The following is a 14,980-nucleotide window of genomic DNA, read 5'->3' as shown; positions in this document are numbered from 1 at the left end:
GACCTATCCTCGCCGCACGCTCGCCCCGCCGTCCACCGGAAGCGTCACGCCCGTGATGAAATTTGCCTCGTCCGACGCCAGGAACAGTGCAGCATTCGCGACGTCCCAGCCCGTTCCCATCTTCCTGCGCAGGGGCACCTTACTGTCGCGTTCGGCTTCGACTTCGGCGCGGGTCTTGTGCCATTCGCGCGCGCGGGTGTCGACGGCCATCGGCGTGTTCATCAGGCCGGGCAGGATGACGTTGGCGCGGATGCCGTATTCGGCATTCTGGTAGGCGAGCTGTTCGGTGAAGGCGATCATCGCCGATTTCGTCGCCTTGTAGGCGACGTAAGGATAGGTCGTGATCGCGGCCATCGAGGAGATGTTGATGATCGCGCCGCTCTTTTGCGCGCGCATGATCGGGACGACTTCCTTGGCCGCGAGAATGCAGCTCTTCAGATTGATGGCGACGACGCGGTCAAATGCCTCTTCGGTGAGTTGAAGCAGTTCGGCATCGCCGCCGGCCAGGCTGACGCCGACATTGTTGTGCAGCACGTCGATGCGGCCCCAGCGCGATTTCGCGTCCGCGACCATCGCGTTGATGTCGGTGGACCTGGTCACGTCGGCCTTGAAGGCCGCAGCGGTGCCGTGCGACGCCGTAATCAGGTCCACGGTTTCCTGCGCCGATTCCAGATGGTGGTCGACGCACAGCACCTTCGCCCCCTCACGCGCGAAGGTGAGTGCGGTCGCGCGACCATTGCCCATGCCTTCGCCGGGGCTCTGGCCGGCGCCGACCACGATCGCAACCTTGTCCTGCAAGCGCATTCAGTTCACTCCTGGGATCGGGTACTGCTGAAGTACCTCTTTGTAAGTGGGCTCGTTGTCGATCTTCATCTTGAATCGGATGTAGCCGCCGACGCCATTGAAGGCGCGCGCCATCTCCGGCGAGTTGACCAGCAACTTATGTAGATTGGCGTTACGCTTGAGCATGTCGCGATATTCGGGCGCGACCTGGTCGGCCTCGAGATAGGGCAGGCGGGCCATTGCTGTGTTCCATCCCGTTGCTTTTTGCCGACGATAGCAATGGAGGGGCGGGGTGAGAAGGGCCGGCCGCCCGCGCGGATGTCATTGACATCGCACGGAATTGCATGCCCTCGCGCGCTCGACCGGGCGGTTCGAGGAACCGAGTTCACGCGATCGCGTTTGTTGCGGAGCCTTTCCCCGCGTTAGGTTCTGTGCCGGGGCTCCCCAACCGCCAGTGGCTTGCCGATGAATTTGCTCGATCCACAAGGGCCCGTCGCTGCGGCCAACAGCACTATCCTGATCGATTCCGTCTTCATCATGCTGGCGATCGTGGTCCCAACCATCTTCGCGATCCTCGCCTTTGCATTCTGGTTTCGTGCGTCCAATCCGAAGGCGCGCTTCCAACCCGACTTCGTCTATTCCGGCCGTGTCGAGATGGTGGTTTGGGCGATTCCCGCGCTGACCGTGATCCTGCTCGGCGGCGTCGCCTGGATCGGCTCGCACCAGCTCGATCCTGCCGCCCGAGTGCCGGGCACCGGCAGTCCGGTTCGGATTCAGGCGGTTTCGCTGGACTGGAAATGGCTGTTCATTTATCCGGATCAGCGCGTCGCCACGGTCAATGCTTTGACGGTGCCGGCCGGCGCCGAGTTGAACATCCAGCTGACATCGTCGAGCGTGATGAATGTGTTCTTCATCCCGCAGCTCGGCAGCATGATCTACACCATGAACGGCATGGTGACGAAGCTGAACCTGCGCGCTGACAATGAAGGCAAGCTGCAAGGCTTGTCGGCGCATTTCTCCGGCGACGGCTTTCCGGACATGATGTTCGACGTCAACGTGATTTCGCCGCTGTCTTTTCCCGACTGGGTTGCAAACACCGCGAAGACTGGTTCGGTGCTGAACGAGGACAGCTACAAGAAGCTGATGCAACAGGGCGTCGAGAAGGGCAAGCCGACCTATCGGCTCGCCGATCCGCGCCTGTTTGATCTGATTGCGACCCAGCACATTCCGCCGGGGCCAGGGCCGGAGCTCGTCTCCGATGCCGGCCGTCCCCACAGTGGAGGCGTTGATGCTCGGTAAGCTCGACTGGTCGGCCATCCCGTTCGATCAGCCCATTCCGCTGATCGCCGGCGCCGTGGTGCTGGTCGGGATCCTCGCCGTGCTGACGTGGGTCGTCGTAAAGGGCCATCTGCCCTATCTTTGGCACGAATGGATCACCAGCGTCGATCACAAGCGCATCGGGGTCATGTACATCCTGCTGGCCTCGGTGATGCTGCTGCGCGGTGGCAGCGATGCCATCATGATGCGGATCCAGCAGGCGATTGCCTATCAGTCGCAGGGCTATCTTCCGCCCGAGCACTACAACCAGATCTTCTCCGCGCACGGCACCATCATGATCTTCTTCGTGGCGATGCCCTTCGTGATCGGGCTGATGAATCTGGTCGTGCCGCTTCAGCTTGGGGTGCGCGACGTCGCGTTCCCGACGCTGAATTCCGTCGGCTTCTGGCTGACCGCGACCGGCGCGCTGCTGGTCAATCTGTCGCTCGTAATCGGTGAGTTCGCGCGTACCGGCTGGCTCGCTTTTCCGCCGCTGTCGGAGCTGTCCTACTCGCCCGGCGTCGGCGTCGACTATTATGCCTGGTCGCTGCAGATCTCCGGCGTCGGCACGCTGGTCGCGGGCATCAACCTCGTCACGACCGTACTGAAGCTTCGCACCAAGGGCATGAATTATCTGCGCATGCCGATGTTCTGCTGGACCACGCTGGCCTCGAACCTCCTGATCGTCGCGGCTTTCCCGATCCTCACCGCCACGCTCGCGATGCTGCTGCTCGACCGTTATCTCGGCTTCCACTTCTTCACCAATGAAGCCGGCGGCAACGTCATGATGTTCATGAACCTGATCTGGGCCTGGGGACATCCTGAGGTCTACATCCTGGTGCTGCCGGCGTTCGGCATCTTCTCCGAGGTGGTCTCGACGTTCTCCGGCAAGGCGTTGTTCGGCTATCGTTCGATGGTGCTCGCGACCATGGCGATCTGCGTCATCTCCTTCATGGTCTGGCTGCACCACTTTTTCACGATGGGCGCCGGCCCCGACGTCAACGCCATCTTCGGCATCGCCAGCATGATCATCGCAGTACCGACGGGAGTGAAGATCTACAACTGGCTGTTCACGATGTATGGCGGCCGCATTCGCTTCGCGACGCCGATGTTGTGGGCGGTCGGTTTCATGGTCACCTTCATCCTTGGCGGTTTGACCGGCGTGCTGGTCGCGGTGCCGCCGGCCGATTTCATGCTCCACAACAGCATGTTCCTGGTCGCGCACTTCCACAACGTCATCATCGGTGGTGTCCTGTTCGGCGCCTTTGCAGGCTTCGAGTACTGGTTTCCGAAGGCGTTCGGTTTCCGTCTCGACGAACGCTGGGGCAAGCTGGCGTTCTGGTTCACCTTCACGGGCTTCTACATCACCTTCGTGCCGCTCTATGTCGCCGGCATGCTCGGCATGACGCGGCGGATGCAGCACTATGATGTCGCGGAGTGGCGCCCGTGGATGATCGTGGCGGCGGTCGGGATGGCCGTGCTGTCGATCGGCGTGATCTGTCAGATCATGCAGCTCGTGGTCAGCATCCGCAACCGCGAGGCCCTGCGGGACCGCACCGGTGATCCCTGGGACGCCCGCTCGCTGGAATGGGCGACCTCGTCGCCGCCCCCGGTGTTCAATTTCGCCTTCCATCCCGACGTCCGCGGCGAGGATGCCTATTGGGACATGAAGATCCATGCCCGGCAGCAATCGCTCGAGCACGAAGAGCTCGAGTATCACGACATCGAGATGCCCCGGAATTCGCCGACCGGGTTCGTCTGCGCATTCTTCGCCACCATCATGGGCTTTGCGTTGATCTGGCACATCTGGTGGATGGTGATCCTGGGCGGCATCGGTGCGTTCGCGACCTTCGTCGTCTTCGCCTGGCGTGACCATGACGAGTACGTCATTCCGGCTGCCGAGGTCGCCGCGATCGACCGCTTCAATCTCGAGGAGCGGCGCAGCCTCGTCAGCATGGCGGGGGTGATCTGATGTCGATGACCGCAACTGTCGGCCACGCGCATGCCGACCCCCATCACGTCGGCATCGTCGTCGAGCATCCCGGGCCCGCGCCGAAGCGGATTGTCACCGCTTACGGCTTCTGGGTCTTCTTGCTCTCGGACATCGTGATGTTCTCCTGCTTCTTTGCGGCCTATGCGGTACTGGTCAACCAGACCGCCGGCGGGCCAAAAGGCTCGGAGATTTTCGAGCAGCGCAGCGTCGCGATCGAGACGGTTTGTCTGCTGCTTTCGAGTTTTACCTGCGGTATGGCCGGCATCGCGGCCGATGTGCGCAATCGGTTCTGGTTCTATCTCGGCATGACCGTGACCTGCGTGCTCGGACTGATCTTCCTGGCCATCGAGTTCAACGAGTTCGTCGACCTCGTTGCCCGCGGCTATGGCCCGTCGCGCAGCGCGTTCCTGACCGCATTCTTCTCGCTGGTCGGCTGCCACGGCCTGCATGTATCGGCCGGTGTGCTCTGGCTCCTCACCATGATGGCCCAGGTCTTTGCAAAGGGCTTTCGCGCCGACGTCCTGCGCCGGATGATGTGCTTTGCGCTGTTCTGGCACGCGCTCGACATTATCTGGGTCGGGGTGTTTTCCGTCGTCTACCTGCTTGGGAGTGGCGCATGAGCGATCAGACGCACATGCATGTCGATCATGACATCGCACCTGGCGATGAAGAGCAGCACAGCGTCGGCGGGCGGGTGCTTGGCTATGTCGTAGGCCTCGGTCTTGCGCTGCTGCTCACCGCGACCTCATTCTTCATCGCCGGCACCGATCTGGTCTGGCAGCCCTCAATCCCCGTCGCGCTGATCGTGCTGGCGATCGCGCAGATGGGCGTGCACCTGGTCTTCTTCCTGCACATCACCACAGGGCCCGACAACACCAACAACGTGCTGGCACTGGCCTTCGGACTTCTGGTTGTCTTCCTGGTAGTTGGTGGAACTGTCTGGATCATGGCGCATCTCAATCAGAACATGCCGCCGATGGACCAGATCATGCCGATGCGCAGCTAGCGCCACACACAAAAAAGAAGAGCCGCCTGTTTGTGACAAGCGGCCCAAGTCTAGGGAGGAAACGCCCGAGCAAAGCAATCGGACCGAAGCCGGATTGCCACCAAGGAAACGCTCGCGCGAAGCGCTTGCGTACACATATACGTGCCGCAACTCCCCTTTGAGTTCAATTCCGGATCAATACGGTCTCGGACTACTACTCACGGGTGCGTGAACCAAATTGTTCACTTTGGCCGGCGGCAGTTATAGGCCTTGCGGAAGCCCGAGGCCTGCGCGTCGTCCTCCGAGCAGAACCAGCGGTCCGGCTTGGTGGTCGCGGCGTAGCTCGGGCAGCCCCGCAGATGATAGATGCCGATATTGCCGGTGACGCGCGCGCGCACCGCGAGCTTGCCCTTGATGGCGCAGTCCGGCGGCGCCGTCAGCTCCTCCGGAAACAGCACCGCACGAATCTCCTTGTCGCGGTCGGCGCGGCAGGCGGCGCCGAGCAGGGAGCCGTCTTTCTTGCCCGTCCGGAACTCTTGCGGTGCAACAAAGCACCCCTTCCAGATGCCGGCCGAGGCTGTCTTGGCGTCGGCGGCTGCCGGCTTGACGTTGGCCTTGATCGGCTCGCGCGCGATCGCAAAGCCCGCCTTGAGCAACTGCTCGTTCAACGAGACCTTATCGCCCTCGACCGTGCAGATCGCGCGATGGCGTTTGCCGAAGTTCTTCTCTGGACCGACATCGTCGCAGCGCACGGGCTTTCCGCCGATCAGCTTCGTGAGCTGGTCGCGGGCCTCGATGCCGCAGGTCCAGGGATCGGCATGGTCGTCGATGCAGACCTGGTCCAGCTCGGGCGCGTCGACGCCGTCGAGCCGGTAGGTGACGTCGCCGAGCTGGATTGAATTGGCGTCCCGGACCGTCGCGGCGGCAGTTAGCGCGGTGGCAGGGCTGGAAGTCCCCAGAAATCCGGACAGAGCGAGAAATAAAACAAACGCGAAGGCGCGGGCGGCGGCAAATGAATTCTCGAAGGACATAACTTCTCGCTATCGATGGCTCTTGCTCCCCGTTCCTAGCATCCGGGCGAGGCGATACCAATGGTCTGCGCTGCGCGAAGTGCGACATTCGCCCACCAGCCTTTACTCGCCGGCCGGTCTGCCCCTATCGTTTGCGGCCTTGTGAGCCGTGATGGCCGAATCGCCCGGGAAGCGGCGAGGGCGGGAGGAAGGCGTTTCGATGAAAGACCCCGTGGACGTCCTGATCATCGGCGCCGGCGCTTCGGGCGCTGCGGTGGCATGGTCGCTGGCCGAGACCAAGATGCACATCCTCTGCCTGGAGCAGGGCGGCTGGATGAACCCGGCGGAATATCCCAGCACGGGCCGGGACTGGGAGGCCAAGTTTTACGGCGAGTGGTCGTCGAGCCCGAACGTTCGCGGCCGGCCCGAGGACTATCCGATCAACGACGACAATTCACCGATCAAGGTCGTCAACTATAATGCGGTCGGCGGCTCGACGGTGATGTACACCGCGCACTGGCCGCGGCTGCATCCGTCCGATTTCAAGGTGAAGACGCTCGACGGCGTCGCCGACGACTGGCCGATCGACTACGACGCGCTGACGCCGTTCTACGAGGAAAACGACCGGATGATGGGCACGTCCGGTCTGTCGGGCGATCCGCTGTCGCCGCTGACCCATCCGCCGATGCCGCAGCAGCCGCTCGGCCTGTCCGGCGCCATTATCGGCAAGGCCATGAACAAGCTCGGCTGGCACTGGTGGCCGTCGGACACGACGGTCGCGACGATGGACTATGAGGGCCGTGCCCGCTGCATCAATCTCGGCCATTGCACCCCGGCGTGTGCGCAAGGCGCAAAGTCCTCGACCGACATCACCTATTGGCCGCATGCGGTTCGCGCCGGCGTCGAGCTGCGCACGCATTGCCGGGTGCGAGAGATCACCGCCGACGAGAACGGCATGGCCACGGGAGTGGTCTATTTCGACAAGGATGGCGTCGAGCAGTTCCAGCCGGCGCATGTCGTCATCATCGCCTGCAACGGCGTCGGCACACCGCGACTGCTGCTCAACTCGAAATCCGATCGCTTTCCGAACGGCCTCGCCAATTCATCCGGCCTCGTCGGCAAGAACCTGATGTTCCATCCCTACGCGCAGATCTACGGTTACGTGAAGGAGCCGACCGACAGCAACCGCGCGCCGCCGACTTGCCTGTGGAGCAAGGAGTGGTACGACACTGATCTGTCGCGCGGCTTCACGCGCGGCTATGGCGTTCAATTCGTGCGCGGCGCAGGTCCCGTGTTCGAGGCCGTCGTCAGCGAGCAGAAGGGCATTTTGCCCTGGGGCGCGGATCATCACCGTGTCTTCCGCAAGCTCAACGGTCATCGGCTCGGGTTCTCGGCGATCTGCGAGGATCTGCCGGAGGAGCACAACCAGGTCACGCTCGATCCCGTGCTGAAGGACAGCCACGGCATTCCCGCACCGAAGATCGACTACACGATCTCCGAGAACAGCCGGAAGATGATGGACCATGCGCTCGCCCGCGGCCGAGAGGTCCTGGAGATGGCGGGGGCCACCGACATCTGCATCAATTCGCCGATCCCGTGGGGCGGCTGGCATCTGCTCGGCACGGCGCGGATGGGCACCGATCCCAAAAAATCCGTCGTCAACGAATGGGGCCGCACGCACGATGTCAAAAACCTCTTCATCGTCGACGGCAGCATCTTCGTCACCTCGGGCGGCGTAAACCCGACCTCCACCATCCAGGCTCTTGCGCTCTACATCGCCGACCAGATGAAGCAGCGCCTCGCCAACTTGTTCGACTGAGGCCGTCATGTCCGAAAGTCTTCAACTCACGCGCACCCAGCGCGACGACCTCCGCACCATCGCCGGGATGATCGTGCCGGCCAGCGACGAGTACAAGGTGCCCGGCGCCGACGATCCCGCGATCCAGGCCGACATGCTGACGACGCTCGGCCGCGACACCAAACTGGTGACGGCGGCGCTGGATGTTCTGGCGCGGCTGGCAGGTCAGCCGCTGGCGGAGCTCGACGCTACGAAGCGCGATGCGGTGGCGCAGGAATTTCGCAAGTATGGTGGCGCAGCCGCGGCGACGCTCGTTCGCGTCGTCTTGCAATGTTACTACCGCGACGACCGCGTCCTGACTTCGCTCGGGCTCGAGCTGCGCGCGCCATTCCCCAAGGGCCATGTACTCCCGGATGGCGATTGGTCGCTGCTCGACCCCGTCAAGGCCAGATCCGGCACGCTGCGGCGCGCCCCCTAGCCACTTGGGCAGTCCAGCCCCGCGCCCCGGGCGGTCCCTTGCGTGGCAGGGAAAAGGCTACCATCTGTGTGAGCCTCAAGGACTTTCGCCATGCTGGATTTCACTTCAGATATCGTCGATGACGTGCCGTCATCGCGGACGACCGCGTCTGACCCGGTCGATGATCGGGCCCTGCTTGACGCCTATTCCAATGCCGTGATCGATGTGACCGACCGCGTCGGCCCCGCGGTCGTGCGCGTCGAAACCGGGCCAAAGGTGCCGAGCGGCCGCGAGCGCGGCGGTCTCGGCTCCGGAATCGTAATTTCGCCGGACGGGCTCGTGCTCACCAACAGTCACGTGGTCGGCTCCGCCAAGGAGATCCGGCTGCGGGACGTGGAAGGACATGTCGGTGATGCCCGCGTGCTCGGCGTCGATCCCGATACCGATCTTGCACTGCTGCGCGCCAACGGCGTGCGCGATCTGCCCTATGCCGCGCTCGGCAACTCGAAGAGCTTGCGGCGCGGCCAGCTCGTGATCGCAATCGGCAATCCGCTCGGCTTTGAATCGACTGTCACTGCCGGTGTCGTCTCGGCGCTGGGGCGTTCGATCCGCTCGGTGAGCGGCCGCACCATCGAGGACGTGATCCAGACCGATGCTGCGCTCAACCCCGGCAATTCCGGCGGGCCGCTGGTGTCGTCGAATGCCGAGGTGATCGGCATCAACACCGCCATCATCAATGGCGCGCAGGGCATCTGCTTTGCGGTCGCCAGCAATACCGCGCAATTTGTGCTGTCGGAGATCATCCGCCACGGCTACGTCCGCCGCGCCTTTATCGGCGTTGCCGGGCAGACCGCGCCGGTCCCGCGGCGGCATGCGGTATTGGCCGGCGTCGAGAACAAGATGGGCGCGCTGCTGATGCAGATCGAGCAGGACGGCCCCGCGGCGAAGGCGGGCCTGTTGCCCGGTGACGTCGTGATCAGGCTGGACGGCGTCGAGATCAACGGCGTCGACGACCTGATCCGTGTGCTCGACCGCGACCGGATTGGCCGGCGGCTGGCCATGGACGTGCTGCGGCTCGGTCGTCTGCGGGCGATCGACATCGACCCGATCGAGCGCAAGCCGGCCCGCTAGCTGCCCGCCCGCGGGCGGGGTATGACGGTGTCATGCCTCGCCTCTGGAACCCAGCCGCATGATGCCGGCGCATGAGACCTACGACGTCGTTGTCATCGGCGCGGGTGCCGGTGGCATGACGGCCGCGGCGGTCGCCGCCGCCGAAGGCCTGCGCGTGCTGGTGATCGAAAAGACCGCGTTCGTCGGCGGCACCACGGCGTGGTCCGGCGGCATGGTCTGGATCCCCGCCAATCCCAAGATGAAGGAGGCGGGGCTCTCTGACAGCATCACGGATGCCGTCCAATATCTGTCGAGCACGGTGCCGGAGCCCGCCAACGCGGGCTTGCGCGCGGCTTTCCTTGCGCGTGGGCCAGAGGCGGTCGCCTATCTCGAAGCCAACACGGACGTGCGTCTGCAGCCGGTGAAAGCCTATCCGGACTATTACCCGGAACGATTGGGCGCAACATCAGGCGGACGCGTGCTGGAGCCGGTGGCGTTCGACGGCTCGCGGCTGGGCGGAGCTTTCGCGCGATTGCGGGCGCCGCTGCCGGAGTTCACGCTGTTCGGCGGGATGATGGTCAATCGCCTCGACATCCCGCATCTGCGCCGGATCGGGAAGTCGTTGCGCTCGACCCTGCGGGCGGTGCGGCTGGTCTCGGAGTATGCGCTGCAGCGGTTGCGCAGTCCGCGCGGTACGACGCTCCATCTCGGCAATGCGCTGGCCGCGCAACTGTACGCCTCCCTGCTGGCGCGGCAAGTCGAGATCCTGTTCAGCGCCGACGTCGATGATCTGTCGATGCAGGGCGATCGCATCAGCGGCGTGGTCATTCGCCATGGCTCACGCGACCGTTCGATTGCGGCGCGACGCGGGGTGGTGCTGGCGACCGGTGGCTTCTCGCACGATGCGAGTTTGCGCAAGCGCTTCTTCCCCGCGGCGGCCGGCTTCGTCTCGGCCACCAACACAGCAGGCATGGGCGATGGGCTTCGCCTTGCGACCGCTAGCGGCGCCGCGCTCAACGCTGACGCAACGAGCCCGGCCTATTGGGTGCCGGCCTCGTTGTTCCGCCGCGCCGACGGCAGCCGCGGCGTCTTCCCGCATACGGTGACCGACCGCGCCAAGCCCGGCGTGATCGCCGTGAATGCAGCGGGCCGGCGTTTCGTCAATGAGGCGCTGTCGTACCATGAGTTTGTGCTTGCCATGCTGCGCGATGGAAGTGGCGAGCCGGATCGGCCGTTCTATCTGGTGTGTGACCGTCAGTTCCTGTGGAGCTACGGCCTCGGCCGCATCAAGCCGTTTGCGCGCAACGTGCGACGCTATGTGGCCAGCGGCGAATTGATCGAGGCGCCCGATATGGCGCAGCTCGCGACGAAGATCGGCATCAAGCCGTCCGCGCTCATGGCGACGATCGCGAGCTACAATTCCGATGCGAAGGACGGCCGCGATCCTGAATTCGGTCGGGGAAGCACCATCTATCAGCGGCACCTCGGCGATATCGGCCACAAGCCCAACCCATGCGTCGCGCCGATCGTCCGCGCGCCGTTCTTTGCGATGCGGATCTATCCGGCCGATCTCGGCACCGCGATCGGCATGAAAGTCGATGCCCAGGCGCGCGTGCTGCGTGAGGACGGCTCGCCGATCGTGGGCCTCTATGCCTGCGGCAACGACATGGGCTCGATCATGAACGGGAATTATCCGGGGCCCGGAATCACGCTCGGCCCGGCGCTGACGTTCGGGTACATCGCGGGAAGGCATCTGGCGGAGGGGGCTGCGACGGCGGCGACGTCCGCGGCCGCCACGACTTCAGTCTAGCCATCCCCATCACTGTAATGTCCCGCGAAGGCGGGGAATCCAGTACACCGCGGCGGTTGTGGCGAGAGCGAGTTCTCCAACGAGCGTCCCTGGAATACTGGATCGCCCGGTCAAGCCGGGCGATGACACTGAAAGTGTGGTGGCCGCTTGCCCTACTCCGCCGCCGCTGCAAAGCGGCTGTTCTCCAGCTCCGCTTCCAGTCGCGCCTTCTCAGCGGTCGCCAGCTTGACGTTGGCTTCCTTGACGTGGCCGAAGCCGCGGATCGTTTCCGGCACCCTTGCGAGTCTTACCAGCAGAGGAATTTGCTCCGCCTTCAGTCCGACTGTCCGCTGCTCGATCATGCCGAGATAATCCGCGACCAGCTTGCGCTCGGTCCGGCGCTCCTCGGTGCGGCCGAACGGATCGAACGCGCCGCCGCGCAGGAATTTCAGCTTGGCCAGCACGCGGAAGGCATGGACCATCCAGCCGCCGAACTCCTGCTTCTGGAGATGTCCGGTGGTCTTGTCGCGCTTCGCGAAGATCGGCGGTGCCAAGTGGTACTTCAGCGTAAAATCGCCGTCGAACTTTTCGGACACCTTCTTGGCAAAGCTGCCGTCGGTGTAGAGCCGGGCGACCTCGTATTCGTCCTTGTAGGACATCAGCTTGAACAGGTTCTTCGCGACGGCCTCGGTCAGCTCGGCGGACGCGGGGGAGGCGAGATTCTCGGCCTTCCGCACCTTGGCAACAGCCGCGAGATAACGATCGGCATAGGCCTTGTCCTGATAGCCGGTCAGGAACTCTGCACGCGTCGCGATGACATCGTCGAGCGACTTGGTCGGCGCCGACGTCCGGCTCTTGAACTGCAGCACGCTGCGCACGCGCGACATGTCGTGGGCCGCGAGGCGGCCCCAGGTAAAGGCGAGCTTGTTCATCTCGACCGCGGCGCCATTGATCTCGATGGCACGGAGCAGGGCCTCCAGCGACAGCGGGATCGCGCCCTTTTGGAAGGCGAAACCGAGCATGAAGGGGTTGGTCGCGATGCTGTCGCCCATCAGTGCCGCGGCGATGCCGGTGGCGTCGATGATGTCCAGGTTCTTGTCGCCGACGGCGTCGCGCAGCACGGTCTGCATCGTGCCCATTTCGAAATCGATGTCGGGGTTTTGCACGAAGCTGGCGGTCGGCTGAAGGTCGGCGTTGATATAGGCCTTGGTCACGCCGCGCTCGGCCCGGCTCAGCGCAGTCGGGCCAGCCGAGACGATCATGTCACAGCCGAGGATGACATCGGCTCCGCCGGTGGTGATGCGGACTGCCGAAATGTCTTCCGGCCGCTGCGCGATACGAACATGGCTCATCACCGCGCCGTTCTTCTGGGACAGGCCGGTGAAGTCGAGCGCCGAGCAGCCGCGGCCGTCGACATGGGCGGCCATGCCGAGCAGGGCGCCGATGGTGATGACGCCGGTGCCACCGATGCCGGTGACGAGGATGTTGTAGGGGCCGTCGAGCTCACGCGTCGGCGGTAGCGGCAGATCGGCGAACAACTGGCCAGAGTCCACTGCCGAGGTCTTCATACGCTTAAGCGAGCCGCCATGCACGGTGACAAAACTCGGGCAAAAGCCCTCGACGCAGGAAAAGTCCTTGTTGCAGTTCGACTGGTCGATCTGGCGCTTGCGGCCGAACTCGGTCTCCAGCGGTTGCACCGAGACGCAGTTGGAGGCCTGCGAGCAGTCGCCGCAGCCTTCGCAGACGAGCTCGTTGATGAAGGCGCGCTTGGCGGGATCGGGATAGAGCCCGCGCTTGCGGCGGCGTCGCTTTTCGGCAGCGCAGGTCTGATCGTAGATCACGACCGTGAGGCCCTTGATGTCGCGCAGCTCGCGCTGCACGGCATCGAGCTCGCGGCGGTGATGGATGGTCGCGCCTTGCGGGAAGTAGTTGCCCTCAGGGTATTTCGTGGGATCGTCTGAAACGATCGCGAGCCGCTTCACGCCCTCGGCCCAGACCTGGTGCGCGATCTGCGCGACGTTGAAGGCGCCTTCGGCCGGCTGGCCGCCGGTCATCGCGACGGCGTCGTTGTAGAGGATCTTGTACGTGATGTTGATGCCGGCGGCAGATGCCGCACGAAGGGCGAGAAGCCCGGAATGGGTGTAGGTGCCGTCGCCGAGATTCTGGAAAATGTGCTTCTCGGTGGTGAAGGGCGACTGGCCGATCCAGTTCACGCCTTCGGCGCCCATATGCGAGATCAGATCAGTGCGGCGCGTCGGCATGCTCAGGGCCATGCCGTGGCAACCGATGCCGGCCATGGCGCGGCTGCCTTCCGGCACGCGGGTCGAGGAATTGTGCGGGCAGCCCGAGCAGAAGAACGGCGTGCGCGCGAGGGTGATCTGCGTGCTTGTCGTGGCGGGATTGTCAAAGGCCTCGAGCCGGGCGAGGCGTTGCTCCAGCACCGGGCTGTGATGGCCGAGCTTACGCAGCCGCGCCACCAGCGCGCCCGCGACGATGGTCGGTGTCAGCTCGCCCTCGCTCGGCAGCAGCAGTGCGCCGCGCTCGTCGCGCTTGCCGGTGACGGTCGGTCGCCGGGACGCATCGATGTTGTAGAGGATGCGCATCAGCTGGTCTTCAATGAAGCCCCGCTTTTCCTCGACGACGAGGACGTCTTGAAGACCTTCGGCGAAGCGCTTGGCGCCGCTTTCCTCCAGCGGCCAGGTCAGCGCGACCTTGTAGATGCGAAGGCCGAGATCCTGCGCGTCCTTGTCGGTAATGCCGAGGTCGGCGAGCGCCTGGCGTAGATCGAGATAGGCCTTGCCGGTCGCGACGATGCCGAGCCGCGCGGGCTTGGAATCGAGCACGATGCGGTCGAACTGGTTGGCGCGGGCGAAGGCCTGCACTGCGGCCATCTTCGGACCGAACAGGCGCCGCTCTGCCTCCAGCGGCGGATCGGGCCAGCGGATGTTGAGGCCGCCGGGCGGCATCTCGAAATCATCCGGGAGCACGATCTTGATGCGTTCAGGATCGCTGTCAATCGAAGCTGAGCTCTCGACGGTCTCGCTGATTGCCTTGAAGCCGACCCAGCAGCCGGAGAAGCGCGACAGTGCAAAACCGTAGAGGCCGAGATCGAGATAATCCTGAAGCGTCGCCGGATTGATCACCGGGATCAGCGCCGCGGCGAAAACCTGCTCGCTCTGATGCGCCAGCGTCGAGGACTGGCAACCATGGTCGTCGCCGGCGAGCGCGAGCACGCCGCCATTGAGCGAGGTGCCGGCCGCGTTGGCGTGCTTGAGCGCGTCGACCGAGCGGTCGACGCCGGGGCCCTTGCCGTACCAGATGCCGAACACGCCATCGACCTTGGCGCCGGGAAACAAGCCGACCTGCTGGCTGCCCCAAACTGCGGTCGCAGCTAAGTCCTCGTTCAGGCCGGGGACGAAAGCGATGTCGTGTTGCTGAAGGTGCGACTTCGCGCGCCACAGCGCATGGTCGTACATGCCGAGTGGGGAACCGCGATAACCCGAGATGAAGCCGCCGGTGTTGAGGCCTTGGAGTCGGTCACGTTCGCGCTGCAACATGGGCAAACGGACCAGGGCCTGGGTGCCGGACAGGAAGATCCGCTTCGATTCGAGCCGGTATTTGTCATCCAGCTCGACCTGCATCAGCGTCATTTCAGGAGTCCTTGTCGTCGTGCCCGGTGGGAATTTTGCGCCGCGGAAAGAGGGCGACTTGCGAAGCGGATATTGGCAGTCAAAAGCA

12 protein-coding genes are annotated in these 14,980 nt (G+C 64.1%); 8 read left to right on the top strand and 4 right to left on the bottom strand.

Annotated features, from left to right (window positions below; genetic code table 11):
- Positions 1 to 3 precede the first annotated feature (3 nt).
- Positions 4 to 804 carry an SDR family NAD(P)-dependent oxidoreductase gene (locus tag ACWAT4_RS29465; RefSeq protein ID WP_449728710.1) on the bottom strand — a complete coding sequence of 267 codons (801 nt, stop codon included), beginning with the start codon at positions 802 to 804 and terminating at the stop codon, positions 4 to 6.
- Positions 805 to 1,023 carry a hypothetical protein gene (locus tag ACWAT4_RS29460; RefSeq protein WP_449728709.1) on the bottom strand — a complete coding sequence of 73 codons (219 nt, stop codon included), beginning with the start codon at positions 1,021 to 1,023 and terminating at the stop codon, positions 805 to 807.
- Between the two features lie 225 nt (positions 1,024 to 1,248).
- Here ACWAT4_RS29460 and ACWAT4_RS29455 point away from each other — a divergent pair, with 225 nt between their 5' ends.
- Genes ACWAT4_RS29455 through cyoD form a run of 4 tightly spaced genes read left to right on the top strand, consistent with a single transcriptional unit; the run spans position 1,249 to position 5,099 of the window.
- Positions 1,249 to 2,082: a cytochrome ubiquinol oxidase subunit II family protein gene (locus ACWAT4_RS29455; RefSeq protein ID WP_449728708.1), complete on the top strand. Its 834-nt coding sequence runs from the start codon at positions 1,249 to 1,251 to the stop codon at positions 2,080 to 2,082.
- Entirely contained in the window at positions 2,072 to 4,072 is a 2,001-nt protein-coding gene (cyoB, locus tag ACWAT4_RS29450) for a cytochrome o ubiquinol oxidase subunit I (protein WP_212424845.1), read from the top strand. Before ACWAT4_RS29455 ends, cyoB begins: the two co-directional genes overlap by 11 nt.
- Positions 4,072 to 4,713 (top strand): cytochrome (ubi)quinol oxidase subunit III, encoded by a 642-nt coding sequence (locus ACWAT4_RS29445; protein ID WP_449728707.1) that lies wholly within the window; start codon positions 4,072 to 4,074, stop codon positions 4,711 to 4,713. The genes cyoB and ACWAT4_RS29445 overlap by 1 nt, the downstream gene beginning before the upstream one ends.
- The gene (cyoD, locus tag ACWAT4_RS29440; protein WP_449728706.1) at positions 4,710 to 5,099 is read left to right on the top strand and encodes a cytochrome o ubiquinol oxidase subunit IV; all 390 of its coding nucleotides are present in this window, start codon (positions 4,710 to 4,712) and stop codon (positions 5,097 to 5,099) included. The genes ACWAT4_RS29445 and cyoD overlap by 4 nt, the downstream gene beginning before the upstream one ends.
- A 221-nt stretch (positions 5,100 to 5,320) precedes the next feature.
- Here the strand turns inward: cyoD and ACWAT4_RS29435 are convergent, their stop codons facing one another.
- Positions 5,321 to 6,109, bottom strand: a complete 789-nt coding sequence (locus tag ACWAT4_RS29435; protein ID WP_212297822.1) for a thermonuclease family protein — start codon at positions 6,107 to 6,109, stop codon at positions 5,321 to 5,323.
- A 199-nt stretch (positions 6,110 to 6,308) separates the two neighbouring features.
- On the opposite strand from ACWAT4_RS29435, the gene ACWAT4_RS29430 reads away from it, so the two are divergent.
- The 4 genes from ACWAT4_RS29430 (at position 6,309) to ACWAT4_RS29415 (ending at position 11,263) form a co-directional block, all read left to right on the top strand.
- On the top strand, positions 6,309 to 7,907 hold the full coding sequence (locus ACWAT4_RS29430; RefSeq protein ID WP_212297823.1) for a GMC family oxidoreductase: 1,599 nt from the start codon (positions 6,309 to 6,311) through the stop codon (positions 7,905 to 7,907).
- 7 nt (positions 7,908 to 7,914) lie between these two features.
- Entirely contained in the window at positions 7,915 to 8,364 is a 450-nt protein-coding gene (locus ACWAT4_RS29425; protein WP_212424849.1) for a hypothetical protein, read from the top strand.
- A gap of 90 nt (positions 8,365 to 8,454) precedes the next feature.
- Positions 8,455 to 9,474: a S1C family serine protease gene (locus tag ACWAT4_RS29420; RefSeq protein ID WP_212297825.1), complete on the top strand. Its 1,020-nt coding sequence runs from the start codon at positions 8,455 to 8,457 to the stop codon at positions 9,472 to 9,474.
- 58 nt (positions 9,475 to 9,532) lie between these two features.
- Positions 9,533 to 11,263 (top strand): FAD-dependent oxidoreductase, encoded by a 1,731-nt coding sequence (locus ACWAT4_RS29415; protein ID WP_449728705.1) that lies wholly within the window; start codon positions 9,533 to 9,535, stop codon positions 11,261 to 11,263.
- Positions 11,264 to 11,415: 152 nt separating this feature from the next.
- Here the strand turns inward: ACWAT4_RS29415 and ACWAT4_RS29410 are convergent, their stop codons facing one another.
- On the bottom strand, positions 11,416 to 14,892 hold the full coding sequence (locus tag ACWAT4_RS29410) for an indolepyruvate ferredoxin oxidoreductase family protein (protein WP_449728704.1): 3,477 nt from the start codon (positions 14,890 to 14,892) through the stop codon (positions 11,416 to 11,418).
- Positions 14,893 to 14,980 lie beyond the last annotated feature (88 nt).

Source organism: Bradyrhizobium sp. T-1 (assembly GCF_053592855.1).
This window is presented reverse-complemented; position numbering and strand designations above follow the sequence as displayed.

Bases quoted from the DNA above. Each gene is read 5' to 3' on its own strand.
- cyoD (WP_449728706.1), top strand. From the start codon at position 4,710: ATGAGCGATCAGACGCACATGCATGTCGATCATGACATCGCACCTGGC.
- ACWAT4_RS29430 (WP_212297823.1), top strand. From the start codon at position 6,309: ATGAAAGACCCCGTGGACGTCCTGATCATCGGCGCCGGCGCTTCGGGC.
- ACWAT4_RS29460 (WP_449728709.1), bottom strand. From the start codon at position 1,023: ATGGCCCGCCTGCCCTATCTCGAGGCCGACCAGGTCGCGCCCGAATAT.
- ACWAT4_RS29455 (WP_449728708.1), top strand. From the start codon at position 1,249: ATGAATTTGCTCGATCCACAAGGGCCCGTCGCTGCGGCCAACAGCACT.
- cyoB (WP_212424845.1), top strand. From the start codon at position 2,072: ATGCTCGGTAAGCTCGACTGGTCGGCCATCCCGTTCGATCAGCCCATT.
- ACWAT4_RS29445 (WP_449728707.1), top strand. From the start codon at position 4,072: ATGTCGATGACCGCAACTGTCGGCCACGCGCATGCCGACCCCCATCAC.
- ACWAT4_RS29420 (WP_212297825.1), top strand. From the start codon at position 8,455: ATGCTGGATTTCACTTCAGATATCGTCGATGACGTGCCGTCATCGCGG.
- ACWAT4_RS29425 (WP_212424849.1), top strand. From the start codon at position 7,915: ATGTCCGAAAGTCTTCAACTCACGCGCACCCAGCGCGACGACCTCCGC.
- ACWAT4_RS29415 (WP_449728705.1), top strand. From the start codon at position 9,533: ATGATGCCGGCGCATGAGACCTACGACGTCGTTGTCATCGGCGCGGGT.
- ACWAT4_RS29465 (WP_449728710.1), bottom strand. From the start codon at position 804: ATGCGCTTGCAGGACAAGGTTGCGATCGTGGTCGGCGCCGGCCAGAGC.
- ACWAT4_RS29435 (WP_212297822.1), bottom strand. From the start codon at position 6,109: ATGTCCTTCGAGAATTCATTTGCCGCCGCCCGCGCCTTCGCGTTTGTT.
- ACWAT4_RS29410 (WP_449728704.1), bottom strand. From the start codon at position 14,892: ATGACGCTGATGCAGGTCGAGCTGGATGACAAATACCGGCTCGAATCG.